The following is a 24448-nucleotide window of genomic DNA, read 5'->3' as shown; positions in this document are numbered from 1 at the left end:
CTTTGGTCTCAAGCCTTTACGCTGGGAGGTTGTGTACCGCTACAGTCCCGACGACGCGCAGCGGCTCGCGTCCGAGCAGCCGAAGGGTGCCCAGATCGCGCCCGCGACCGACACCCGCGGCGCTTTCGGCCGTGACCGCGCCCGCGTTCTCCACTCAGCTGCGCTGCGCCGCCTCGCCGACAAAACCCAGGTCGTGCGCCCTCAGGACGGCGACACCCCGCGCACGCGCCTGACCCACTCGCTGGAGGTCGCGCAGATCGCGCGCGGCATCGGCGAGGGCCTCGGCCTAGACCCGGACCTCTGCGAGCTCGCGGGCCTCTCCCACGACATCGGCCACCCGCCCTACGGCCACAACGGCGAGCGCGCGCTCGATGCCGTGTCCGGCTGCGGCTTCGAAGGCAACGCGCAAACGCTGCGCATTCTGACGCGCCTGGAGCCGAAAGTGCTTATCGACGATCATTCTTTCGGCCTCAACCTCACCCGCGCCGCCCTGGATGCCGCGTGCAAGTACCCGCGCACCCGCACGAACCCGGACGGCAGCGTGAACAAGAAGTACTCCGCCTACGACGAGGACGCGGAACTTCTTGCGTGGATCCGCCGCGGGCACGACGACGCCCGACCGCCCATCGAGGCGCAGGTCATGGACTTCGCCGACGACATCGCCTATTCCGTGCACGACGTGGAAGACGGCATCATATCGGGCCGTATCAGCCTGCGCGTGCTGTGGGATCTGGTCGAGCTCGCCGCGCTCGCAGAGAAGGGCGCCGCGGCGTTCGGCGGCACGATCGAGTCGCTCCTGGATGCGGCGAATGAGCTGCGCTCCATGCGGTCGATCGGCGCAGCGAGCGAGTTCAACTACACGTTGGCTTCGTGGGCGCAGTTGAAGCAGCTCACCTCCGAGCTGGTGGGCCGCTACGTCGGTGCCGTGGTGGAAGCGACGCGGACCGCGCACCCGGACCAGGAGCTCGGCCGCATGCACGGCGATCTGATCATCCCCGCGGACATCGAGGCGGAGGTGCGCCTGCTGAAAACCATCGCGGTGCTCTACGTCATGGATTTGCCCAACCACATCGCCCGGCAGGACCGCCAGCGCGAACGCATCTACCGCGTCTACGACTACCTCGTCGCAGGTGCTCCGGGCACCTTGGACACCATTTTCCAGCAGTGGTGGATTGCGGCGGAGACAGATCGCGAGCGCGAGCGCGTCATTGTGGACCAGATCGCGTCGATGACGGAGTCGCGCCTCGAGCGCGCGGCGAAGAAAGCCGCGGGGCTATCCGGCTTCTTGGGCTAGCCGGCTGCTCTACCACCGGGCAACCCTCCGGGCGCATCGTGCACCCTTCCGAGCACACCGTGCTTTCAGAAACCGTAGGGATTTCTGCTCCCAGTTGCGTCGCCCGCTGCACTTAAGCGACCCGCGAAGCACACCTCTGACCAGCAAAAATGCCCCCCGCCAGGGCTTTTCCCGCCGACGCATCTACGAGCGCAAATCCCTACAATTCCCGGGAGCACACATGCCGCCCCAGGAGCTCTGCAGCCAACTAAGCAGCTCAGAGCCAGCCGAGGAACCGCGCCTTGCAGCGTTGCTTAGAGCAGAGCTGCGATCTCGCTGAGCGCCTCTCGCGTGCCAATCTCTCGGGGGAGCCAAGGCAATTCCACGCGTTCAACGCCCGGCAGCAGCTCATCCAGCTGAGCCATAGCCCCGCGCTCAACCTCACGGCGCGCAGCGGTGAACTCACCGCCGTCATCTGGGCTGCGGCGATTGACCACCAGTCCGGCGACGCGAATACCGGTGCTGGAGATGTCGCGATACAATTCGGCGGATTCCATCACCGGCAGGCGCTCCGGCGTGAGCACGATGTGGAACACGCATTCGCTGGGATCCGTGAGCACGCCGCGCAGCACCTCGAATTTCCGGCGGCGTTGGTACAACACGGAACGGATCTGCTGGTTACGGCGCTCCACAGGGTCGTCCTTGCCCTCCACCACGCCGCCGCCCATGCCGCGTGCAAGGCGGGAGAAGTTGTCGGATTTCTCCCGGCGCTCCAACAACCCGTCGGTGTACGCCGCCATGAGCTCCGGCAGCGCCAACAGCCTCGAGGTATGTCCGGACGGGGCGGTATCGAAGATGATGTGGTCGTAACCTCCGTCGTCCACACCAGCGCCCACAATCTCGGCGATGCGCTCCAGCATCGCGGCTTCATGCATGCCCGGGGAGTTGCGGGAAAGCTCGAGGTGCTTGTCCACCTCGCGGTGCATGCGCTCCGGCATCATCGCACGCATTGAGTCGCCAACCTGGAGTAGGTGCCGCTCCGTGGTCGCGGCCGGGTTAAGTTCCATGACGTCCAGGCCGGGCTCGAGTGGCGTGGCGGTATCGGAAAGCTTTACCGACCAAATGTGGCCCAGGTTGTGTGCCGGGTCCGTGGACACCAGCAGCACCCGAGCGCCACCTTCAGCAAGCCGGACCGCGGTCGCCGCGGAGACGGTGGTTTTGCCCACGCCGCCTTTGCCGCCGAAGAACATCACAGGGGCAGTGGTTAGCAACACGAGATACCGTCCAGCGGGGAGCGTTCCATGCCCATGCGCGTGTGCCACGCGTGGAAATCTTCGTACAGCAGTGGCATGAGCTCGAGCGTGTAAAAACTCGCCGGGTTGGGGATGCCCAGCATCTCCGAGGCGACGAGCAGGTGAAACAGGTCATCCTCCTCGCGCGACGCTCGCTGGAACGCCGCGCGGTACGGGGCTTGGTAGTACTCGTTCAGCCCCGCGCCGAAGGATTTGAGGAAATTGCGCACGACACCAACGCTACGCGCGCGGGCCGGCCGGGTCCTGCGGCTCCACAGTCTTCACAACCGTCGACCCACCAGCCGTACCAGCGTCAGCCGCGCCAGCAGAACCAGCACCAGCACCCGCCGACACCCCAGCCAGCTCGCGCTGGCGATCGCCCGGCCACATCTCATCGTCGGACCACTCCACCTGCGGCTCGCGGCGCGCCTTCTGGATGGCGGTGATTGCCTCGACGATGACCCAGATCGCGCAAAGGATGATGGCAACGTCGATGACAAGGAGCAGCCAGTTCTGCTTCTCCCACAGCGTGCGCAGCTGGATGAACGCTGCCCACATGGACATGACGGTGACAAAAAGCAGCGGGATCAGCACCGGCCACGTCGGGCGGCGCAGCTGCGCCAGGATGATTACCAGGATGGACATGGTCAGGCCGGCCATGAGCTGGTTGGTGGTGCCGAAAAGCGGCCAGATCAGCATGCCACCGGAGCCGTCCACACCCGTAGAGAAGGTCAGGCCCAGGCCGAACGCCACGGCGATGGTGGTTGCCACCAGTGCGGAGAGCTTCACGCCCATCAGCTCGGCGATCTCGCCGACCACCAGGCGCTGGAGGCGGACACCGGAGTCCATCGTCGTCGCGGCGAAGAGCACGGCCATGGTGGCCAGGACGGTTGCGGAAAGCGACGTCGGAAGCCCAAGGCCCTCGTTCATCAGCGCGCCGCCGCCCTTAACAAACGCGCCCACGCCGCCGGCGTTCCACTCTTTGTAGATCTCTTCCCAGTCGGCGACCGTCTTGAAACCGGCCGTCGTAGCCACAATCGTGCCCAGCGCCAAAAGGCCCTCGCCCACAGCGCCGAAGTAGCCGACGAAGCGCGCGTCCGTCTCCTTATCCAGCTGCTTCGAGCTGGTGCCGGAAGCGACGATGCCGTGGAAGCCGGACACCGCACCACACGCGATGGTGACAAAGAGCAGCGGGAAGATGCCCGGGGTACCGTCCGGCACGTTCTCGCGCAGCGCCGGGGCAACAACCTCCGGTCGCACGATGAGGAAGGAGCCGTACAGCAGCGCGAGGCCAATGAACAGCTGCAGGCCGTTGATGTAGTCGCGCGGCTGCAGCAGCACCCACACCGGCAGCAGGGACGCGACGAAGGCGTAGGTGAAGAGGATGATGATCCACCAGCCGCGCGCCGGGATGCCCAGCATCTCCTCCGGCAGCGCCACCGGGAATTTATCGCCCAGCACGATCAGGCTGTACAGCGCCACGACGCCGACGATGGAGACAATCGGGAGGTTCCAGTTCAGGCGGTAGATTGCCTGGCCCACCAGCAGCGCGACCAGGATCGCGCCCCAGGTCGGGATCACGGCGGTGGGGGTGGAGATCAGCAGGTTCGAGATCACGACGGCGAACGCCGCGTTGACCATGAGCAGCAGCAGGAAGATCACGACCAGGAACAGGTTTCGGCCTCGCGCGCCGATGTAGCGGCCGGACAGCGTGCCGATCGACTGGCCCTTGTGTCGCTGCGACGCCCACAGCGCACCAAAGTCGTGCATACCCGCGAAGAACACCGTGCCCAGCGTGACCCACAGGAACGCCGGGAACCAGCCCCAGATCACGGCCACAGCCGGTCCGACGATCGGCGCCGCACCCGCCACGGACGTGAAGTGGTGGCCCCACAGCACGTACTTGTTGGTGGGCACGTAGTCCACGCCGTCTTCCATCGTGTGCGCCGGCGTCGTGTACGCCTCAGACAGCTGGTACACCCGGCGGCCCAGGAACTTCGAATACAGCAAAAAGCCCAGCGCCATCATGGTCAGGCCGATTACAACGAGAACTACCGAGTTCACCGCTTCCTCCCTTGCGTGCTCTACATCACAGTACTTGGGATTATGACAGAACTCACATCCAATCGCTAGGGTTCCCTACACTTCTCCCCAGCATCCTCGGGGGTTTAGCTCCCAGTTGCGTCGCCCGCCGCACGTAAGCTTCCCCCGAAGCGCGCCTATGACCAGCAAAAACGCTCCCCTCCAAGGCTTTCCCGTGGACGCATCTAAGAGCACAAATCCCTACGGTTCCCGGGAGCACTGTGCTTATCGACGCCCAAATCCCACCTACCGGTACAACACCACGCCATTGTCCAGCAGCACCCGCTGCACGCGGCGCGTTTCCTCCGGATCCAGCTGCCAGTCGGACGCGACCACGTGGGTCACGCGGGCCTCTCTAAGCACGTCGGCCAGCCCGTCCAAATTCGTCGGCGCCGTGCGCTCCACCCCGAACACCGCGCGGGAAATCGCCGCCACAAACCCGGCGACGGAATCCACCGGCGCCGTGAGCAGCACCGGATTCCGCTTACCCACGTTGCTCCTCCCCAACAATCTCGCAGAACGATTCATAGTGGTCCGCCGTGTAGAACCAGCTGTCCACCACGCCGTCCGCACCGCCGCCCGTAATCACGCGCCGCGCCCCGCGGTGGCCTAGCCCCGGCGTTTCCACGGTGTATTCGCGGTAGTAGCCCAATTTCTCGTCCGGAAGCACGCCCTCGTAGTTGCCAAATCGCTTGTCATCGTTGTCCGGGTAGGGGAACGGCCCGCCGGCCTTCACCAGCGCGATGGTCTCCGAAGCTTCCTCTGGCAAGCGCCCGCATTCGGGGAGGCCGGACGGCGTCGGCCCGGACGCCTCCAGAACCCCGCACCCGCCCAGCAGCAGGCACGCCAGCAGGATGCCAATGCGCGCTTTCACGCCCCGGATTGTCCCACACTACGATTGCGGGCATGGCACGGGGAAGAATTCCGGATAGCGATATTGAGGCTATCCGCGAGCGCGCGGCAATCGAAGACATTGTCGGCGAATACGTGCAGCTCAGACCCGCTGGGCACGACTCCATGAAGGGCTTGAGCCCCTTCAAGGACGAGAAGACGCCGTCGTTCCACGTGCGCCCGGCGCGTGGGTACTTCCACTGCTTCTCCACGGGCAAGGGCGGGGACGTGTTCACGTTCCTCATGGAGATGGAGCAGCTGACGTTCCCGGAGGCGGTGGAGGCGGTCGCGGATCAGATCGGCTACCGCATCAATTACCAGGGCGGTACCACCGGCGCGCGCGACGTGAAGCCCGGCACCCGCGCGCGGCTCTTGGCCGCGAATAAGGCCGCGCACGAGTTTTACCGCGAGCAGCTGGAAACCCCGGAGGCGGAGCGGGGCCGCAACTTCCTGCTGGACCGCGGGTTCACCCGCGAGCACATCTACGAATTCGAATGCGGCTACGCGCCGGACGGTTGGGACACGCTGACGAAGCACCTGCTGCGCAAAGGCTTCGATGTGCAGGAGCTGCAGGATGCGGGCTTGAGCTCGATGGGCAAGCGCGGGCCCATCGACAAGTTCCGCCGGCGTCTCCTCTGGCCGATCAAAGACGCGGCGGGCAACGTCATTGGTTTCGGCGCGCGCAAGCTGTACGACGACGACCCGATGGGCAAGTACATCAACACCCAGGACACGCTGTTGTACCACAAGTCCAAGGTGCTTTTCGGCCTGGATGTGGCGAAGAAGCACATCGCCACGAACCACCAGGCGGTGATCGTCGAGGGCTACACCGACGTCATGGCCATGCACGCCGCCGGCGTAAAAACTGCGGTGGCGTCCTGTGGCACCGCCTTCGGCAAGGACCACCTGCAGACGATCCGCCGCCTCATGCTGGACGACAATTTCTTCCGCGGCGAGTTGATCTACACCTTCGACGGCGACGAGGCGGGCCAGAAGGCTGCGATGCGCGCCTTTGAGGGCGACCAGGAGTTCACGGGCCAGAGCTTCGTGGCGGTTGCGCCCGACGGCATGGATCCCTGCGATCTGCGCCTGGAGAAGGGCGATGCGGCGGTGCGGGAACTCGTCGCCAAGCGTGTGCCCATGCTGGAGTTTGTGCTGGAATCTCTGCTTGCGGATTACTCGCTCGACTCCACGGAGGGGCGCTTGCAGGCGTTGCGACGCACGGTGCCGATCATTGCCGAGGTGCAGGATCCCGTCCTGCGCACCGAGTACGCCCGCAGGCTGGCAGGCTGGGTGGGCTGGGCGAACCCGGACGAGGTGGTTCAGCAGGTCCGCGAAGAGGCGAAGAAACCGAAGAAGGGCCCGCGTGTGCCGACGCCGCGCACCAACCCCCAGGCACCGCAGCAGCCGGGCGGTGCGCCCGCGCTGGTGCCGCCGAACCGGAACGACCCAGTGCTGTGGCCGCAGCGCGAGGCCATCAAGGTGGCGCTGCAGTACCCGGCAAAGGCGGGCAGCTACTTCGACGGCATCCACCCGGACGCCTTCACCAACAACGCCTACCGGCAAGTCCGCGAGGCGATCACGGCTGCCGGCGGCGTGAGCGGGGCTGCAGGCCCGGAGTCGAACTGGATCGCAGCTGTCGCTGCCGAGATGCGCGACCTTGTCGGCCGGAACTTCGTTTCTGAGCTGGCGGTGGAGCCGGTGCACGCGGACAACATCGACGTCTACGTCGATTCAGTGCTCTCGCGGCTGCAGGAGGTGCGCGTGGGCGACCAGATCGCCCAGCTCAAGGCGCAGCTGCAGCGCATGCGCCCGTCTGACGACGAGCAGGCGTACAACGCCCTGTTCTCGGACTTGCTGGCGCTGGAGCAGGCGCGCCGGGAGCTGAACACCCGCGCGCTGCGCGCTTACCCGCCCGAGGCGCGCTAGCGGCGCCGAGCTAGTTGCCGGCGAATTCGCGGGCGGCGTACTCCACCGCGTCCAGCGGCAGGGAGGCGTCGTAGGCGTCGCGCGCCTCGCGCAGGCGGGCGAGGTAGTCGCCGTATTCCTCGGCGGTCCAGGTGCCGCTCGGCTCGAGGCCGGCGACCTCGGCGCGCTTGCGGCAGATGATGACGGGCTTGTCACCCTCGCCCTCCGCCTGCTCCCCGGCGAGGAAGTAGGCGATCGCGGAGGCGAACTTGGCCGGCAGGCCGGTCTCGGTGAGGGAGGCGTACGCCGCGACAGCGTCCTTGCCCTCAATCTGGCGGATGGCGTTGAGGAGCTGCGCGGCCTTGTTCTTGTTGCGCAGGAACTGCTGCATCTCCATAACCTGGTTGGTCTGGCCGGCACGGTACGCCAGTGCGGCACCGAGGAAGTCGATGATCTGGTCGCGGTTGTAGCCGGACGCGCGCACGTCGGCGGCAAAGTCGAAGACCTCGCTGCGGGTGATGGAGGCGCGGGCATCGTCGCGGAACGGCGGCACGCGGCGCAGGTGGTGCGGCCAGCCCGTCTTCCAGCGGATCGGGGAGAAGGTCACGGAGTGCTCCATCACGTCGCCCACAGTTGGCTTGACGGTGTTCAGCGCCTCAGCAAGTTGGTTCGTCATGGCCGCTATTGTCTCATGCATGACGGTTCTGGTGCTTGACCCCCGCTGGCCAGCCATGGTGCCGGTCGATATCGCGGCGCGCATCCGTGGCCCGGTGACGTTCACCGAGGAGGTGCCGCGCGAGGTGAGGGCGCTGTTTGCGGACACCCAGCCGGGTGAACCGTGGTGCATCACCACCGATCCCGAGCACGCCCGGGGCGCCGTCGAGGTGATCCGCGTGCCCTCCCTCGACGACCCGGTCCACCAGGCGGTCACGGTCATGCACGCGGCCCGCACCCGCGGCGAGTGGGAGCGCTCAATGACGCACGAGTCGCTCCTCCCGTACCTGCGCGAAGAGACGGCCGAGCTCGCCGAGGCCATCGAGCAGGGGGCGGGGGAGGGGGAGCTCAAGAAAGAGCTTTCCGACGTTCTCCTGCAGGTCCTCTTCCATGCCGAAATTGCCGCCGAGCGCGGGGCCTTCGATTTCGGGGAGGTGGCGGGGGCGTTCGTCGATAAGCTCAAAGCCCGGGCCCCGTACTTGTTTGACGGGTCGACCGGGCTTGTGGATATTGCCACCCAAGACCGCCTGTGGGCGGAAGGGAAAGCGCGCGAGCGCTAATTAGCTGGACAGCGCGGCCAGTTTGCGCAGCTCCGGCAGGCCGGACTGGCTGGAGAGGGTGGAGCTGAGCTCGACGAACTTGGTGGTCGGGGTGACCGGGTCCGGCTTCACAAGGTTGCAGGCCAGTGCGCGGTCCGCCACAGCGTCGGCGCGGCCGCCGACCAGCAGCTTGAGGGTGATGTCGTTGCCCGTGAACTCCTTGAGCTTCTTGGCCAGGCCGGAGCGGGTGGTCTCGCCGTCCACCATCTTGGTGCCGACCAGGGCGGTGCGCAGCAGGCCGCAGTCCATCTCGGCGATGTTGCCGTCGACAGCCTTGGTGATTTGGCCGAGCTGGGAGAGGGTCTGTGCCTGAGCGGTGACGGGGGAGAGGGCGGCGGTGCCGGCGATGAGGGCAGCTGCGAGGGTGGCGGTGATACGGCGCATGCGGAATTCCTTTACGGGTGGGAAACAGGATCAGAAGATGGAACAGCTTCGCATCATACTGTTACCAGAGTTATTTGTGTTGCAAAAGTGAAGATTGTTACTGGAGTGAATGTGTGTCCCGCCGATTCAGGGGCGGGGCTCGCGGTGGGTAGGATCTAGCGCCATGACAACCCGGCGCAGCAGGAACGTGGCCAGGGGCTGCGGCTGCGCCGGGGTCCTCATCGCCACACTGGCGTTTGTCATGGTGGTGTCCCTGGTTGCGTGGGTGTTGTCGCTGACGTCGGAACCCGCCCCCGGCCCCCAGCTGGAGCCCGTACCGGTGGAAATCCCCCCGGCGGCCGCGCCAGCACCGCCGCACATTGACGTGCACGCGCCGGGTCGCACAGCCGACGCGCTGACTGAATGGTCCATCCCGATCGCCGACAACACACGCATCTCCGGGCAAGCGCTGCGCGCCTACGCCAACGCGGCCCTCATCGCCGCGGAGGCATGGCCCGCCTGCAACCTGCACTGGAACACGCTCGCCGGCATCGGCTGGGTGGAAACCCGCCACGGCACCTACACGGGCCGCAGCTTCGACCCTGCGCGACTGAACGCCTTCGGCATCCCTGAGCCGAACATCGTCGGGCCCGCACTCGACGGCACGGGGAACTTCGCGCGTATCGACGACACCGATGGCGGCGCCCTCGACGGAGACACCGAATTCGATCGCGCCGTGGGTCCCATGCAATTCATCCCCGAATCCTGGGCGCGCTACGGCCGCGACGCGGACGGCGACGGGGTGCCCAACCCCCAGCAGATCGACGACGCTGCGCTCTCCGCCGCGAACCTACTGTGCTCTTACGGCAGAGACTTAGCGACGGAGGATGGCTGGCGCCAGGCGATCCTGAGCTACAACCACTCCGACGACTACGTGATGAAGGTGCGCGACGCTGCCGCGAACTACGCGATGCTGCAGCCGGCCCACCGCTAGCGCGCTTCGGACACTGTCGGGCAAAGTCTGCAACAATTGGGTCTAGGACAAGCCACCGTATCCAAAGGAGATGCAAATTAATGTCTGACATCATTCACGTCCACGCCCGTGAAATCCTGGATTCCCGCGGTAACCCCACCGTCGAGGCTGAGGTCTTCCTCGACGACGGCGCCCACGGCATCGCCGGCGTTCCTTCCGGTGCTTCTACCGGTGAGCACGAGGCGCACGAGCTGCGCGACGGCGACGAGCGCTACAACGGCAAGGGTGTGCGCAAGGCCGTCGAGAACGTCAACGAGGCGATCGCTGACGCAGTTGCCGGCCTTGAGGCTGATGACCAGCGCCTGGTGGACATGGCCATGATCGAGCTCGACGGCACCGACAACAAGAAGAACCTCGGCGCCAACGCCATCCTCGGCGTTTCCATGGCTACCGCCAAGGCTGCCGCCGAGTCTGCGGGCCTGCCGCTCTACCGCTACATCGGCGGCCCCAACGCCCACGTGCTGCCGGTGCCGATGATGAACATTCTCAACGGTGGCGCCCACGCCGACTCCGGCGTTGACGTGCAGGAGTTCATGATCGCCCCGATCGGCGCCGACTCCTTCCACGAGGCGCTGCGCATGGGCGCCGAGGTGTACCACGCGCTGAAGTCCGTGATCAAGGGCAAGAACCTCTCCACCGGCCTGGGCGACGAGGGCGGCTTTGCGCCGTCCGTCGAGTCCACCAAGGCTGCGCTGGACCTGATCGCAGAGGCGATCGAGAAGTCGGGTTACAAGCTGGGCGACGATGTCGCGCTCGCGCTCGATGTCGCTTCCTCCGAGTTCTTCAACGACGGCGTGTACAACTTCGAGGGCGGCCAGCACTCCGCCGAGGAGATGGCGAAGGTCTACGCCGACCTGGTTGAGCAGTACCCGATCGTCTCCATCGAGGACCCGCTGGATGAGAACGACTGGGAGGGCTACAAGACCCTGACCGCCAACCTGGGCCAGAAGGTGCAGATTGTCGGCGACGACTTCTTCGTGACCAACCCGCAGCGCCTCGCCCGCGGCATCGAGGAGAAGGCTGCCAACGCGCTGCTGGTGAAGGTGAACCAGATCGGCACCCTGACCGAGACCTTCGACGCGGTGGAGCTCGCACACCGCAACGGCTACCGCACCATGATGTCCCACCGCTCCGGCGAGACCGAGGACACCACCATCGCCGACCTCGCTGTGGCTCTCGGCTGCGGCCAGATCAAGACCGGTGCTCCGGCCCGCTCCGAGCGCGTGGCCAAGTACAACCAGCTGCTGCGCATCGAGCAGGAGCTGGGCGACGCTGCCGCCTACGCAGGCCGCGCAGCATTCCCGCGCTTCAAGTAAGCGCTGTATTTGCCGACGCCCTCTTCGCCGCCACCATGATGCCGGCGGCGCGGGGGCGTTGCCCATTTTCGGTGGCGCGCCCGCCGCGGTTTTAGGCGGCGGGCGGTCTACACTCAACAATCACTATGACCACTCCCGCCACACCCAAGGGTCCGCGCCGCGGCCGTGCGCCGCGCAGCGTTCCCGTCGCGTCCCGCGAACAGGCGAAGCGGGAGGAGAAAGAAGCCCGCTCGCAGCGCCGGAAGAAGAAGCCGGCGCTGCTGCAGCAGGACGTGGCCTCCACCGGCATCCTCATCGCTGTGGTGCTTATTGTGCTGGTTGCTATCGCGGTGCCGCTGCGCAACTACTACGAAGGCCGCGGGGAGATCGCCCGCGCCCAGGCATCCATTGAGGCGCTGGAAGCGCAGAAGCGGCAGTTGGAAAGCGATATCGCCCGCTACCAAGATCCCGAGTACGCAAAGCAGGAGGCGCGCCGCCGCCTCGGTGTACTGGAAGAAGGCGAAACCGCGTGGCGCATCATTGATCCGCGCATGACGCAAGGGCCCAACATCACCACCGATCAAGTGCCGGACACCCGCGCCTGGCACGAGGTGCTCTGGGACTCGCTTCGCGAGGCGCCGGAGCTTGATGTTGCTGAAGCGCCGGCGCCCGAGGAAGCGCCAGCTCCGGAACCAGCACCCGAGGGATAGTCCGTGGCGCAGGATCCTGAGGAGGGCGCGATCCGTTTCCTCAAACAGATCATCCGCCTTGGGCCCGCCCAGATCGACAGGGAGCACTTCCTGCGCAGCGAACTCGCCAAGCGCGGCATTGAGCCCGCGCAGATCCAGCGCGCGGTAGACACCGACGTACTCCAGGCGAACATCCCCCGAGCAGTGCTGGACGACATCGCCCGTACGTGCATCGACGAGGAAACCCGCAGGTCCTCGACCGCCTCCTTCGCTACCAGCTTCGGCGGCTTCGCCGTCATGCTGGTCTCGGTGCCAGGGGATCTCATTCAGTACTACGTGCACGCCTTCCGCATCATGCAGAAGCTCGCGTACCTCAACGGCTGGCCGGCGCTCGTTACCTCGAAGACCGACATCACGGATGAGACGGTCAGCCAGTTCGCCATCCTGCTCGGCACCATGCTGGGCACGAAAGGCTCCCAGCACGTGCTGCGCAGCTACCTCACCCAAACCGCGGCGACGGATATCGGTGAGCGAGCGGCGCAGCGTGTGGTCACGGGGGCGCTGGGGACTGGCGTCGTCAAGCAAACGCTCCGGAAGGTGGGGGTGAACCTGTCGCTGCGCACCGCAACCCGCACTTTGGCGAAGGCCGTGCCCGTGCTTGGCGGGATTGTGACGGGGGCGCTGACGTATTCGTCGCTGCGCAGCCAGGCGAAACGCCTCGATGCGGCGCTGCGTGACACAATCGAGTCCATGACCGTGTCGGAAAAAGACATCGAAATTATGACGGAGCAGCTGGGCCGCGAGCCCCGCGGCGTGCTCGCCGTGGCCTACCGCACGCCGGACGGGCAGCCTGCTGTGGTGAAAACGGCGCCGCGCCTGGAGGACGGCACGCCGTTTCCCACGCTGTATTACCTGACGGACCCGCGGCTGACTGCCGAGGCATCGCGCCTTGAAGTGGCGCAGGTGATGAAGCGCATGGAGGCGCGCCTCGCCGAGTCCGAGGAACTGCAGGCCGAGTACCGCGCCGCGCACGAGCATTACCTTGCGCAGCGCAACGCCATCGAGGACCTCGGCACGGATTTCTCCGGCGGCGGCATGCCGGACCGCGTGAAGTGCCTGCACGTGCTCATCGCCTACGCGCTGGCGGAGGGGCCGGGCCGCGTGCGCTTCGGCGACGAGGCCGTGGCGCTCGCAGCCGAGCACGCCGGGCTGCGCGGCACGGCGATCCCGGAGGATTGGCCGACGCTCGACGAGCTGGGACTTTCGCTTGCCGACGCCGGGGAGGAGCTCGCGTGAGTACCTCCGGCCCCGTCGCTGCCGTGGACTGCGGCACGAACTCGATCCGCCTGTTGATTCATGACCCGGGTGGTCCGCGCGAAATCTGCCGGCGCAACACCATCGTGCGCCTCGGCCAGGGCGTGGACGAGACCGGCCGGCTGAACCCGGAGGCGATTGAGCGCACCCGCGAGGCGCTCGAAGCGTACGTCGACGAGATGGAGCGCGAGGGCGTCACCCGCGTGCGCATGGTGGCCACGTCCGCGACCCGCGACGCCGCCAACCGCGAGGATTTTTTCGCCATGACCCGCGAGCTGCTCGGCCGCATCGAACCCGGTGCCGAAGCCGAGGTGATCACGGGTGAGGAGGAGGCGGCGCTGTCGTTCACCGGCGCGACCGTGGACTTGCCCGTGGGCAGCGAGCCCGCGTGCGTGATTGATCTGGGCGGCGGCTCGACGGAGTTCGTCATGCGTAACGACGGCGGTTTGCAGGCGCTGTCCACTCAGATGGGGTGCGTGCGCGTCACGGAACGGTTCATGCGCTCCGATCCGCCGACGGAGGAGGAAACTGAGGCGGCCCGCGAGTACATCCGGCAGCGCATCGCCGAGGCGCGGGCTGCGGTGCCACTGGAAGACGCCCGCACCGTGGTGGGCTGCGCCGGCACCTTTACGACGCTGTCCGCGCTTGCCCAAGAGCTGGGGGAGTACGACCCGGCCGCAATCCACATGTCGGAGATCAACTTCGACCGGATGCGTGACGTCACGGCTGCGCTGCGGGCTCAAACGTCCGCGCAGCGCGCCGAGAACCCCGTCGTGCACCCGGGGCGCGCCGACGTGATCGGATCCGGTTCTGCGATCGTCGAGGAGCTCATGGCCGAGTTCGAGGAGGCAGCTGGGGCCACCAGCTTCGTCATCAGCGAGAAGGACATCCTCGACGGCATCGTCGCCGGGCTTCTCGAGCGCTAGGTAGCTCTCTGCTTAGCTCTCGTCCGGCTCGAAGATCTGGTCCTCGGTCGTGTGGGCATCGCGCTTGCGCTTGCTCCCGCGCAGGGAGCGGCGGCTGCTGACATCCTTGACCTCCCGCAGACGCGGCTCCGGGTCGATCTTGTTGGCGATGGCCTTGCGCGCCGAGTTCGTGACCTGCTTCGTCACCGGCGAGTTGATGACGTTTTGGGTGGCGTTGACGATCTGGTGGTACCGCTTCCGGCCCGCCTTCGTGCCAAGTACGTACCCTGCAGCTGCGCCCGCGACGAATTGAATCATGCGTTCAACCTTACATTTCTAGGTGTGGGGGTGTGCCGCGATATAGTGACCGGAGGCGCTGTGCGCCACGCGAAAAGGGGCTATAGCTCAGTCGGTTAGAGCCGCGGACTCATAATCCGCTGGTCGCGGGTTCGAGCCCCGCTGGCCCCACAACAGGTCGCCGCACGTGCCCGAAGCCTGGGCGCCTGCAGTGTTTTACCGCACTCCTGCACACCCCCACTTTAAAAGGGGTCTGTGCAGCAACTTGCCACTTCTCTACAGCACCTACAGCACGCCTGAAGCGCCTGAAGCGCCTCGGCCAGAAAGATTTTGCAGAATCTTTCTGGGCCGCCCCTATTTCCCCAGGTGGCTACATTTCTCGACAATCTGCCGGAAACCGGCATGGATGGGGAAGACGGGGCTGCGACGCCACGACAGCAAAAACCCGCCGTCCAGCAGAATGCCGGTGGCGGGTAGTGTCAATGCTCCTCCAACTGGGCTCGAACCAGTGACCCTTCGATTAACAGTCGAATGCTCTGCCAACTGAGCTATGGAGGAATATGGAGTTCGTTGCTCTCGGCTTTCGCTCTGTGCAACGTGAAGTAAGAGTAATGCGTACCCGGGTAAATCCAAAATCGCCGCTATGAGCTGCAACTTCGCCCGACTTCGAGTGAGACTTCCGGAAACGGGACGCGACGCAGGTCTATGGTGGCTTATATGAAGAAACCAGCGCTCGCCCTCAGCGCCGCCGCGGCGCTGACCGTATCTGCCATTGCCGCCCCGCCCGCTCTCGCCGAGGACACTGCCGCTCCGGCAGGGGCCTCCGAGCAGTCGTCGTCCGAAACGGAGCTCGGCGCGGGTGAGATCATCGGCATCACGTTCGGTGTGCTCGCCCTGGTAGCTGGCGGCGCATTCTTCGCGGTGCAGCAGGGCATTCTGCCACTGCCCGTACAGTTCCCGCCGGAAGTGGCCAAGCGCCTCGGACTTCCGGTTGCTCAAGCGCAGCGCGGTTCCTGCGACCCGCGAGACTTCGACACGATTGTCCCGGGTTGGCCAAGCCCGCTCGGCACCACCGTCATGTACTGCGATGGTCAGTGGGCCAAGGTGGGTGCCGCGCAGTCGGACTGGGTTGAGCATTTCCGCTACGCCAACGGCCAGTGGACCCGCCTGAGCGCCGACGGAAAGAAACAGCCTGCTGATTACGTGTGCTTCAACGGCTACAAGTTGCGCGACATGGGCGCTCCGGAGGAGTTCATCCGTGTCGCCACCATCTGCACGCCGGACGAGATCGGGCGGTAACTTCCGAGTCGCTACCCCTTCCACTCCTGCCCGACGGCCGCGATGCCGTTGGCGAGCAGGGCGGTGAAGAAGGGCACTGAGTCGGGGTAGATGAACTCGTGGCGCGCGTGCGCGCCGCCGCCGTCGGCGCCCAACCCGCAGATGACGGGGGTGCCTTCGGCGGCGACGAAGTTCGCGTCGGAGCCGCCGCCCACGGCCACGCCCTCTAGGTCGGTGCCCATCGCGCTCGCCTGTTCCTTGAGCAGGGCGAACAGCCGCTCGATGCCGTCGGTGGTGGGCATGGGCGGGCGGTTCCACGTGCGTTCCTGCGTAATTTTCACGCGGTTGTCGGTCCAGGTGATGGCATCAAAAGCGGCGTCGAGAAGCGCGGGCTCCGCCGGATCCCAGTGGCGGATGTCGAGCACTGCCTGTGCGCGGCCGGGGATGACGTTCGCGCCGGTGCCGCCCTCGATGAGGCCGACGTTGATGGTGGTGCCGCGCTCGGGATCCGCGAGTTTCGATGCCGCGAGGCACCACTCCATGAGCGCGGTAATCGCGGAGGCGCCCTTCTCCGGCTCGACACCCGCGTGCGCCTCGATGCCTTCGGCGGTGACCACCACGTTGCCGATGCCCTTGCGGCCGATCTTCACCGCGCCGTTGAGCGGGGCTTCGAGGACGAAGCCGACGTCGGCGGCACGCGCGAGCTCGCGGATGGTCGGGCTGGAGGCGGGGGAGCCGATCTCCTCGTCACCGTTGAAGACGAAGGTGACGGTGGGGCGGGCAACGGAAGCGTCGTCAAGCAGTTTGACCGCCCAGATCGCCTGCGCGAGGCCGACCTTCATATCGAAGAGGCCGGGGCCGGAGAGGCGCTCGCGGGGATCGTCGTGTGCGGGCGGGTTCCACGCTTCAAGGGTTCCCACCGGCCACACCGTGTCGTAATGCCCGGCGATGAGCACTTGCTTTTCGACGCTTCCTTCGTACCTGCACACCACAACATCGCCCAAGGTGGCGGGCTCGGCGGGGATGCGGGTGAACTCGTCCGGCTCGCCGAGACGTGCGGTGACAAGCTCGATGAGGGTCTGCAAGGTGTCGTCGAGACGCGTTTTGTCGTTCGAGGGGGATTCGTGGCTGACCAGCAGCTTGGCGTCGGCAAGGATGTCGTCGAGGTGCGCGGCGGCGGCAGACTCGCCGAATGCTGCGGGAGTTGCGGGGCTGGAAAAGTGTGCGTCAGGTGCCATACCTCCATTGTGCCCCTCGCGATGTCCACTGAAGTGCGCACGCGGACTCTAGCCACGGGCCGGGGGATCTGTGATGGTTAGGGGGTAGCAGCCGCGATGGCTGGGCAAACACGCATACAACACATTGGGGGGAACGCATTTTATGAGTGCTCGCATGCAAGTGGATTCGACATCGGTGGAACAGGCGATCGCCTCGTTGCGCGGGGAAGCGGGGCGGCTGAACACCGCCTCAAGTTGCCGCGGCACGTCGGCGCTCGGCGCATTCTCCATGGTCTCGGGCCTACGCGAGGTGGGGCAGAAGCTGGGCCACGTCTCCGGGTTCTACGCACCCGAGGCGGTCGGGGTGCTCGCGCGACACATGCTCGATGCCGCGCAGATCTCCGAAACCAACTTAGAAAACACCATGCGTGCCGACGGCTCTTTGGCGCGCGCCCTCGACGTGGTCAACGCACCTGGCACTGCGCGGTACCGCGCCGCGACCACCGATTTCCAGCCCAACATCAGCGCAGCGAACCCGAAGGCGTCCCGCTTCACCCCGCCGCAACCGATTGCAGGGCTGGAATCCAATCTTCTCGTGCTACACCACAAGCTGCTGGCCACCAATACCGCCGCAGCCGGGATGGACGCGATGGCGTGGCACGGTGTCATGGCGCAGGCAGCCGGGGCCACAGATGCGCTTTTCCGGACCAAGAGCGCGCTCGCCACCTCCAACGAGACGCATTGGGTGCAGCGTGGCCAGCAGCGCCTGAACCAGATTCAGCGCGCGGCGGCCACCCTCGGCGCGCGTTCCGGGGCGATGGCCGGGCACGTTGAAGCGCTCGGCACCATCGCGGCGGCTGAGCAAGTCACTGCGTCAGTTGTCGTGGCGAGCTACCTCGCGGCGCCGCTACCCGCGAAGCCGATCATCGAGCAGACGTACCTCGGCGTCTTCGGCCCACGCCTCAGTGCGGCGCTGACCGCGACGATCCCGATGTTCAACCAGCTCATCCCGGACCTCGCAACGATCTCCGGCGACCCGTTCCGCATCGGCGAGATCGCAGAGCCCACCGCCCCGTCCTTCGAGGCCACCCCGCTGCCGCAGGTGCTGCAAGACGCCCTCATCGCCCAAGGCCACGGCGACCTTGCCCGGGCGACCACGCCGGCCGAGGTCGTGAGTGCATACGGCCGCCCCAACCCCGACATGCTCGAGGCCATTGCCGCCGGTGCGACGCCGACGCAAGCGGCCGCAGTCGCCGCGCCCAACATGCCTCCCACACTGACCCCGGGCGCGAACCCCGCCGCGACTGCAGGTGCTCAGGCCGCGGGAGCCGGCGCGGCACCGGTCGGCACGATTCGCTCGATTGCCAAGGGCGCGCTCTCCGGCATAGGTGGTGCGCTGGCAACCCCCACGCACGCCGCCGGCGTTGCCAGCCCGCCGCGGCTCGGCGCTTCTGAGGCAGCGAAGCCGTCGATCGGTGCCGGGACGGTTGCCGGCACGGCAAAGCCTTCGGCGAGCGGGGCGGTGCCGGGCATTTCTGCGATCGGCGGCGCCGGAATCGGTGCTGGCGCTCTGAGCGCATCCGGCAGTGCCGGGTCGCGCCCGCGGTTCAGCATTCCGAAGGGAGTGTTCGGCTTGGGCTCCGGCAACGGCTTCTCTTTCGGCGGGGTCGGGCAGTCCGGCAACAATGGCTCGTCGCTCAAGCGCAGCCTCGGCGCCATGGATCCCAAGCGTGCAGGCGCGTCCGGTGTTGGCCCGGCGACCGCAGGCTTCCCGACGTCGGCAAGGGGCGCAAACGGTGCCAACATGCGCACCGACTCGAACGCAGGGGCAAACGGAATGCCAGGTGGGTTCGGCGCGCCGGGCTCGTTCAGTGGGGCTTCCCGGGGCGGTGCAGCCGGCCTGGCTAACCCTGGTCTCAGCGCTAACGCCGGGGCAATGCCGAACGGCGCGGGTGGGATCGGTCAGCCTGGTGCTGGCCCCGGCACACCGGGAGCTCCCGGTGCGGGGGGTATCCCACAAGTGCCGGGCGCTCTCGGCAAGCACGCACTGGCCGGCGGCACCCTCCCGGCCGGGATGCCCACCACCCCGATGGGGCTCGGCACCGGCGCTGTGCCAGCTGGCTTGGACGGGCTGGGCGGATTCGGCGGCGGCGCGGCCAGCGCCCGCGGCAAGACACCGGGAGGGATGTCTGCCGGCATGGGTGCCGGATCCGTGCCGGTTTCCGCTCCGAGCATCGGAGCGAATGTCGCGGGACTCGGCAACTTCGGCAACTTCGGCGGATTCGGCGGCGCGGGCGTGAACCCGGCACTGGGCGGCGTGCCGGGCGGGGCGCCAAGCAGCCAGCTCGGTTCGATGCCGACGGGTGGCTCCGGGTCCACCCCGAACGCGGCCGCTGGCAGTGCGGGCCAGCCTCGCGGCGCTGCGATTGGCGGCGTGCCCATGGCGGCGGGTGCGGGCGCAGGCAACCAGCAGCAGTCCAAGAAGTCGCGGAAGGTCAAGGCGGTCACCAGCGCGGTCGAGCGCGAAGGCAACCTCCAGGCGCTGCTCGGCGATGCGCCGCTGGTGCTGCCGAGCGTGATCGGTGACAACACCCGTCGGTAAGCATGCGCCCCGGTACACTTACGCCGCGTGGACCTGCGCAAAGATCTCGTGTGGCAGAGCATCATCGGCTTTATCGGCTTCTTCGCCGCGCTGGCGCTCATCCAGGCGGTGGTGAACGTGTTCCAGCCGGAGCCCGCCGTGTGGCCGGCGCTGCTCGCCGCCGCGCTCATCGCGCTCGAGGCGTACCTGATCACCCGCTGGCTGCGCTGGCGCCGGGGCGATGTGCCTGAACGCGACTAGGCTTTTCGGCATGACTACCGCAGCGCGTACGCCCCGCTCCCGCCGTCGATACCCGTGGAAGACGGTGACCGCGCTCGTCGCCGCGCTCCTCATCGCGCTGGCCGCGCTGTTCTTCCGCCCCTCGTTCTTCGGCTACGGGGGAGGAGCGCATCACGGCTGACACCATCGAGGCCTCGTTCGACCAGGTCGCGGAGCTGAGCGTGGAGGAGTACGTGTACTCCAACGTCGGGTCCTACGACAAGGAGGGGCTCACGCTGCGCGGTTTCGAGGTGCCGTTCACGGGGCGCAACTTCCTGGTCACTTACGACGGCACGGTCTCCGCGGGCGTGCGCGACGTGACCAGGATCGTGGTGGACATCGACGATCTCAGCCGCACGATCACGGTGCGCGTGCCCAAGGTGGAGGTGCTGAGCTCCACCATCGATTCGTCGAGTGTCACGGTCCACGACCAGTCCATGAACCCGCTCAACCAAGTCCGCGTCGACGATGTCACCCGCTTCATCTCGGAGCAGGAGCGTCTCGCCCAGGAGAAAGCGGTGGAGCGCGGGTTGCTCGACCGAGCGTCGGCACGCGTGGAGGAACTCCTGGCCAGCCATGCGCGGGCTGTCGCGGCGGGCACCTCGCTCGACGGTTACGACGTTCGCGTGCGCTGGACGTCCTAGCCCGCCACTAGGATCAGTGCCCATGAGCGGGAACATCCTGGAAGCACACCTCGCCGGGTGGCCGGCGGACAACGTCGCCGCTGCGATCGTCGGCACGCATGAGGCGACGTTCGGCGACACCAGCCGCGTCTTCGAACTCGCCAGCGTGACCAAGCTGCTGAGCGCGTACGGCGTGCTCATGGCCGTGGAGGAGGGAGCTTTCGAGCTTGACGATGCCTGCGGGCCCGCCGACTCGACCGTGCGCCACCTCCTCGCCCACGCGTCCGGCGTGGGGTTCGACACCCGCGAGCCGCAGAAACCCGTGGGGGAGCGGCGCATTTACTCCTCCGCCGGGTACGAGATCCTCGCCGACCACGTCGAGGAGACCACGGGCATCGCGTTCCCGGAGTACCTGCGCGAGGGTGTGTTTGAGCCGCTGGGCATGGATACTGCCGAGCTTGCGGGCAGTGCGGGGCACGGGGGACGGGCGTCAGTACGCGATCTGGCGCTGTTCGCTTCCGAGCTACTCTCCCCGACGCTGCTCGCCCCGGAAACGCTGGGTGAAGCCATGCGCAACCAATTCGGCGACCTGCGCGGTGTGGTACCCGGCTACGGCATGCAGAAACCGTGCCCGTGGGGTTTAGGTTTTGAGATCAAGGGCGAGAAGTCCCCGCACTGGACCGGCGACGGCATGCCCGAAACCACCTGCGGCCACTTCGGCATGAGCGGCAGCTACCTGTGGGTGGCCGGCGACGTGGCGATGGTGGCGCTGACCGACCGCGAGTTCGGCGACTGGGCCAAGCCGCTCTGGCAGGAGACCAACACCGCGATCTGGAACGAGCTGAGCTAAGGGTTTCGGCTCGATGCAGTACTTGCTTATCGCCCTGCTCATCGGGGCGATCATTCCGATCCAAACCGCCGCGAACTCCCGCCTGCGCATGGCGGTGGGCAACCGGCCGATCGTCTCGGCGCTGATCTCCTTTTCCATCGCGCTGGCGGTGTCGATCCTGATCACCGCTGTAGTGCGGGGCAACCCGGTGCCGCAGTTCGCAGTTGCCCCGCCGTGGTGGGCGTGGCTCGGCGGATGCTTCGGATGCCTGTTCATCATCGGCAACATCCTGCTCTTCCAGAAGCTCGGGCCTGTGCAGACAGTGGTGTTGACGATTCTGGGCCAGGTGACGATGGGCCTGGCCATCGACCAGTTCGGCCTGTTCCGGGCGAAGCAGGTGGACGTGACCGCGATGCGCCTTGTCGGTGCGCTGGTGGTGCTGCTCGGGATTGCGGTGGTGCTCGGCATCGGCATGCCGCAGACGCAGGGCAGCAAGGTCAGCGGCGCTGAAGAGTGGCTGTTCCGGGGGCTCGGCGTAGCCGTGGGTATGGGCTCGGCGATGCAGACGGCGATCAACGGCTACCTGGGCACCATCGCGGGTTCTTCCTACCACGCCGCCGAAATCAACCTGGCGGTGGGGATGGTGCTGCTCATGATCGCGGCGCTTGCCACCAGCCCGCGGCAACTGACGAGGCGGCCGGAGCCGGGCCCGTGGTGGATGTGGCTCGGCGGTGTCATCGGCGCAATCTTCGTGGCCGGCGGCGCGACGCTGGCACCGATCATCGGCACCGCGACGACGGTCATTGCCTTTAACGCGGGCACGATCGCGGGCGGCCAGCTCATGGAATCAGTCGGCGCCTTCGGGGCACCCAAGCGGCGCATGGACACGCGCCGCCTCACAGGTCTCGCCCTCATCCTGGCAGGCGTGATCGCGGTGCGCCTGCTCTAGCCGTTCCGCCTTAGCTAACCCTCTACCTCAGGTTGATCAAATAGGGGTGTCAACCAGCGGTTGAGGGTTGCTGCAGGGGCGTGTGTGACGCAAGATCGGCACAGCTTATTGCTGAGCATGAAGAGGCCGTTGGGGAAGACGAACCTCTCGTCTCGCACTCCACCGCGCCCGGCTAGTCACCGGGTGCGGCCCGTCTAGTCACCGGGGATCACCACAGGGAGTGCGCCGCCACGAATACACCGAAGGTCCCCACCATGACATCCACGCTGGTGCACGCCGCACCCCGCGCAGCCCGTTCGATCTGCCTGCCAGCAACCGCGCGGCGCGCGACGTTGATTATTGATGCGATGCCGCGCCGGGCGCGGGCGAGCGTCGAAAAGCTCTTGCTCCTGCTGCCGGAATCCGAAGAGGACGGTGAGGTGTGGTTCACCCGCTGGCAGCGACGCGCGGACGGCACCTACGCGTGCCGCGAACCGCTTAGCGCGCCGCCCGAGGCGCTCGCAGAATTCGCGCGTGAGCTGGAGACTTTGGCCGCTAGCTGGGGGTTCATGGCACAGCTGGTGACGCGTCCCTACCATGGGCTGCATGGCTAATCCTTACCGCGTACAGAACCCCGCAACCAACGAGGTCGTTGAGACCTTCGACTTCATCACTGCCGACGAGCTCGAGGATGCGCTCGCGACCGCGCACGAGACGTTCGAGGAGTGGCGCACGAGGAGCTACGAGGAGCGCGCCGAACTGCTGCACAAGGCAGCTTCGCTTTTCGACGATCGCCGGGACGAGCTCACCAAGATCATCGCCGAGGAAATGGGCAAGTCCATCGAAGAGGGCGACGGCGAAGTCGACGACGTCGTCGAGATTTTCACCTACTACGCCGACCACGGCGCCGAGTTTGGTGCGGACCAGGAGATTCCGACCGAGCAGGACGGCACCGCGATCCTGCGCAAGGTGCCCCTCGGCGTGATTGTCGGCGTGATGCCGTGGAACTTCCCGTACTACCAGGTCGCCCGCTTCGCGGCGCCGGCGATCATGGCCGGCAACGTGGTGATGGTCAAGCACGCCGAGATTTGCCCGCGCTCCTCGCAGGTAATTCAGGACATTCTCGAAGAGGCCGGCCTGCCCAAGGGCGTGTTCACTAACATTTACGCCTCCCACGACGACATCACCACCCTGATCGCCGACAAGCGCGTCCAGGGTGTCTCGCTCACCGGTTCCGAGCGCGCCGGGCGCTCCATTGCGAAGCAGGCTGGCGAGAACCTGAAGAAGTGCGTACTGGAGCTCGGCGGCACCGACGCCTACGTGGTGCTCGATGCCGAGGACGCGAAGGAAGCTGCGCAGACCGCGTGGAAGAAGCGCATCAGCAACGTCGGCCAGGCGTGCACCTCCAACAAGCGCATGATCGTGATGGAGGATGTGTTCGACGAGTTCGTCGAGGAGCTCGTGCGGATCGCCGGCGAGTACGTGAAGGGAGACCCGCTGAAGCCGGGCGAGGCCGAGCGCGAGTACTTCCCGCTCTCCTCCCGCGACGCGGCCGAAAAGCTGGTGCAGCAGCTGAAGCTCGCGGAGGATGCGGGCGCGACCGTCCACGTCGGCGGCACCCTCGACGGCGAGGGTGCCTACTTCGCCCCCGCCGTGGTCACCGGCATCCCGGTCGGCTCGGACATCTACTACGAGGAGCTCTTCGGCCCCGTCGCTACCGTGTACAAAGTCTCCTCCGAGGAGGAGGCGATCGAGGTGGCCAACAACTCCAACTACGGCCTCGGCGGCGCCGTGATGTCCACCGATGAGGAGCGCGCCAAGCGCGTTGCCGAGCGCATCGTCACCGGCATGATCCACGTAAACATCCCGCAGGCTCGCGGCGCCGAGCTGCCCTTCGGCGGCGTGAAGAGCTCCGGTCTCGGCCGTGAGCTCGGCCCGCTGGGCATGGACGAGTTCGTGAACATCCAGCGCTTCTTCGTGGCCAACTAATTTCGGCACTACCCCCTTGACTACTCTTCAAGGCTAGGCTAGCCTTACTTTACGAAGGGTGCCCTGTGA

At 66.6% G+C, this 24448-nt stretch carries 26 protein-coding genes and 2 tRNA genes; 18 read left to right on the top strand and 10 right to left on the bottom strand.

Going from position 1 to position 24448, the window contains the following annotated elements; translation table 11 throughout:
• Positions 1-31 precede the first annotated feature (31 nt).
• Positions 32-1294, top strand: a complete 1263-nt coding sequence (locus tag M5J20_RS01275) for a deoxyguanosinetriphosphate triphosphohydrolase (RefSeq protein ID WP_253575587.1) — start codon at positions 32-34, stop codon at positions 1292-1294.
• Positions 1295-1587: 293 nt separating this feature from the next.
• Here the strand turns inward: M5J20_RS01275 and M5J20_RS01270 are convergent, their stop codons facing one another.
• From M5J20_RS01270 to M5J20_RS01250, 5 genes are all read right to left on the bottom strand, one after another.
• Entirely contained in the window at positions 1588-2547 is a 960-nt protein-coding gene (locus M5J20_RS01270; protein WP_253575585.1) for an ArsA family ATPase, read from the bottom strand.
• Entirely contained in the window at positions 2538-2795 is a 258-nt protein-coding gene (locus tag M5J20_RS01265) for a cory-CC-star protein (RefSeq protein WP_253575583.1), read from the bottom strand. The genes M5J20_RS01270 and M5J20_RS01265 overlap by 10 nt, the downstream gene beginning before the upstream one ends.
• A 10-nt stretch (positions 2796-2805) precedes the next feature.
• Positions 2806-4629: a carbon starvation CstA family protein gene (locus M5J20_RS01260; protein ID WP_253575581.1), complete on the bottom strand. Its 1824-nt coding sequence runs from the start codon at positions 4627-4629 to the stop codon at positions 2806-2808.
• A 264-nt stretch (positions 4630-4893) separates the two neighbouring features.
• A complete protein-coding gene (locus tag M5J20_RS01255; protein ID WP_253575580.1) occupies positions 4894-5139 on the bottom strand; it encodes a hypothetical protein in 246 nt (81 codons plus the stop codon).
• On the bottom strand, positions 5132-5500 hold the full coding sequence (locus M5J20_RS01250; protein ID WP_437177607.1) for a guanyl-specific ribonuclease: 369 nt from the start codon (positions 5498-5500) through the stop codon (positions 5132-5134). The genes M5J20_RS01255 and M5J20_RS01250 overlap by 8 nt, the downstream gene beginning before the upstream one ends.
• 53 nt (positions 5501-5553) lie before the next feature.
• Here M5J20_RS01250 and dnaG point away from each other — a divergent pair, with 53 nt between their 5' ends.
• Positions 5554-7467, top strand: a complete 1914-nt coding sequence (gene dnaG, locus M5J20_RS01245; RefSeq protein WP_253575578.1) for a DNA primase — start codon at positions 5554-5556, stop codon at positions 7465-7467.
• A gap of 10 nt (positions 7468-7477) precedes the next feature.
• Here dnaG and M5J20_RS01240 read toward each other — a convergent pair whose 3' ends face one another.
• Entirely contained in the window at positions 7478-8122 is a 645-nt protein-coding gene (locus M5J20_RS01240) for an 8-oxoguanine DNA glycosylase OGG fold protein (protein ID WP_253575576.1), read from the bottom strand.
• A gap of 19 nt (positions 8123-8141) precedes the next feature.
• Here M5J20_RS01240 and M5J20_RS01235 point away from each other — a divergent pair, with 19 nt between their 5' ends.
• A complete protein-coding gene (locus M5J20_RS01235) occupies positions 8142-8720 on the top strand; it encodes a MazG nucleotide pyrophosphohydrolase domain-containing protein (RefSeq protein ID WP_253575574.1) in 579 nt (192 codons plus the stop codon).
• Here the strand turns inward: M5J20_RS01235 and M5J20_RS01230 are convergent, their stop codons facing one another.
• Positions 8721-9143 (bottom strand): hypothetical protein, encoded by a 423-nt coding sequence (locus tag M5J20_RS01230; RefSeq protein ID WP_253575572.1) that lies wholly within the window; start codon positions 9141-9143, stop codon positions 8721-8723. It lies immediately after the preceding gene.
• 187 nt (positions 9144-9330) lie between these two features.
• Here M5J20_RS01230 and M5J20_RS01225 point away from each other — a divergent pair, with 187 nt between their 5' ends.
• The 5 genes from M5J20_RS01225 (at position 9331) to M5J20_RS01205 (ending at position 14379) form a co-directional block, all read left to right on the top strand.
• Complete coding sequence (locus M5J20_RS01225) at positions 9331-10116, top strand: lytic transglycosylase domain-containing protein (RefSeq protein ID WP_437177606.1); 786 nt, start codon at positions 9331-9333, stop codon at positions 10114-10116.
• A gap of 80 nt (positions 10117-10196) precedes the next feature.
• Positions 10197-11471, top strand: a complete 1275-nt coding sequence (gene eno, locus M5J20_RS01220) for a phosphopyruvate hydratase (RefSeq protein ID WP_253575570.1) — start codon at positions 10197-10199, stop codon at positions 11469-11471.
• Positions 11472-11596: 125 nt separating this feature from the next.
• The gene (locus M5J20_RS01215; protein ID WP_253575568.1) at positions 11597-12160 is read left to right on the top strand and encodes an FtsB family cell division protein; all 564 of its coding nucleotides are present in this window, start codon (positions 11597-11599) and stop codon (positions 12158-12160) included.
• A 729-nt stretch (positions 12161-12889) separates the two neighbouring features.
• Positions 12890-13435 (top strand): DUF501 domain-containing protein, encoded by a 546-nt coding sequence (locus M5J20_RS01210; protein WP_253575869.1) that lies wholly within the window; start codon positions 12890-12892, stop codon positions 13433-13435.
• Positions 13432-14379 carry a Ppx/GppA phosphatase family protein gene (locus tag M5J20_RS01205; protein ID WP_253575566.1) on the top strand — a complete coding sequence of 316 codons (948 nt, stop codon included), beginning with the start codon at positions 13432-13434 and terminating at the stop codon, positions 14377-14379. The genes M5J20_RS01210 and M5J20_RS01205 overlap by 4 nt, the downstream gene beginning before the upstream one ends.
• A gap of 12 nt (positions 14380-14391) precedes the next feature.
• Here M5J20_RS01205 and M5J20_RS01200 read toward each other — a convergent pair whose 3' ends face one another.
• Positions 14392-14676, bottom strand: coding sequence for a hypothetical protein (locus M5J20_RS01200; RefSeq protein ID WP_253575564.1), 285 nt, complete (start codon positions 14674-14676; stop codon positions 14392-14394).
• Between the two features lie 76 nt (positions 14677-14752).
• Here M5J20_RS01200 and M5J20_RS01195 point away from each other — a divergent pair.
• Positions 14753-14826 (top strand) — tRNA-Ile (locus M5J20_RS01195).
• Positions 14827-15140: 314 nt separating this feature from the next.
• Here M5J20_RS01195 and M5J20_RS01190 read toward each other — a convergent pair.
• A tRNA-Asn gene (locus tag M5J20_RS01190) sits at positions 15141-15213 on the bottom strand.
• A 159-nt stretch (positions 15214-15372) separates the two neighbouring features.
• On the opposite strand from M5J20_RS01190, the gene M5J20_RS01185 reads away from it, so the two are divergent.
• Entirely contained in the window at positions 15373-15954 is a 582-nt protein-coding gene (locus tag M5J20_RS01185) for a hypothetical protein (RefSeq protein ID WP_253575562.1), read from the top strand.
• Positions 15955-15965: 11 nt separating this feature from the next.
• On the opposite strand, the gene M5J20_RS01180 is transcribed toward M5J20_RS01185, so the two are convergent.
• Positions 15966-17171, bottom strand: a complete 1206-nt coding sequence (locus M5J20_RS01180; protein ID WP_253575560.1) for a M20 family metallopeptidase — start codon at positions 17169-17171, stop codon at positions 15966-15968.
• Positions 17172-17325: 154 nt separating this feature from the next.
• Here M5J20_RS01180 and M5J20_RS01175 point away from each other — a divergent pair, with 154 nt between their 5' ends.
• The 8 genes from M5J20_RS01175 (at position 17326) to M5J20_RS01140 (ending at position 24379) form a co-directional block, all read left to right on the top strand.
• The gene (locus M5J20_RS01175; RefSeq protein ID WP_253575892.1) at positions 17326-19752 is read left to right on the top strand and encodes a hypothetical protein; all 2427 of its coding nucleotides are present in this window, start codon (positions 17326-17328) and stop codon (positions 19750-19752) included.
• A gap of 27 nt (positions 19753-19779) precedes the next feature.
• The gene (locus tag M5J20_RS01170; RefSeq protein WP_437177604.1) at positions 19780-19992 is read left to right on the top strand and encodes a hypothetical protein; all 213 of its coding nucleotides are present in this window, start codon (positions 19780-19782) and stop codon (positions 19990-19992) included.
• 10 nt (positions 19993-20002) lie between these two features.
• A complete protein-coding gene (locus M5J20_RS01165; protein WP_253575558.1) occupies positions 20003-20152 on the top strand; it encodes a hypothetical protein in 150 nt (49 codons plus the stop codon).
• 40 nt (positions 20153-20192) lie between these two features.
• The gene (locus tag M5J20_RS01160) at positions 20193-20654 is read left to right on the top strand and encodes a DUF4230 domain-containing protein (protein WP_253575556.1); all 462 of its coding nucleotides are present in this window, start codon (positions 20193-20195) and stop codon (positions 20652-20654) included.
• 22 nt (positions 20655-20676) lie between these two features.
• Positions 20677-21483: a serine hydrolase domain-containing protein gene (locus M5J20_RS01155; RefSeq protein WP_253575555.1), complete on the top strand. Its 807-nt coding sequence runs from the start codon at positions 20677-20679 to the stop codon at positions 21481-21483.
• Positions 21484-21496: 13 nt separating this feature from the next.
• Entirely contained in the window at positions 21497-22411 is a 915-nt protein-coding gene (locus M5J20_RS01150; RefSeq protein WP_253575553.1) for a DMT family transporter, read from the top strand.
• A 254-nt stretch (positions 22412-22665) separates the two neighbouring features.
• Positions 22666-23004, top strand: coding sequence for a hypothetical protein (locus M5J20_RS01145; RefSeq protein WP_253575551.1), 339 nt, complete (start codon positions 22666-22668; stop codon positions 23002-23004).
• Positions 22997-24379 carry an NAD-dependent succinate-semialdehyde dehydrogenase gene (locus M5J20_RS01140; RefSeq protein ID WP_253575549.1) on the top strand — a complete coding sequence of 461 codons (1383 nt, stop codon included), beginning with the start codon at positions 22997-22999 and terminating at the stop codon, positions 24377-24379. The genes M5J20_RS01145 and M5J20_RS01140 overlap by 8 nt, the downstream gene beginning before the upstream one ends.
• Positions 24380-24448 lie beyond the last annotated feature (69 nt).

Source organism: Corynebacterium stercoris (assembly GCF_024160105.1).
Classification (GTDB): domain Bacteria; phylum Actinomycetota; class Actinomycetes; order Mycobacteriales; family Mycobacteriaceae; genus Corynebacterium; species Corynebacterium stercoris.
The sequence above is the reverse complement of the archived record's forward strand: the minus strand, read 5'-3'. Positions and strand labels throughout refer to the sequence as shown.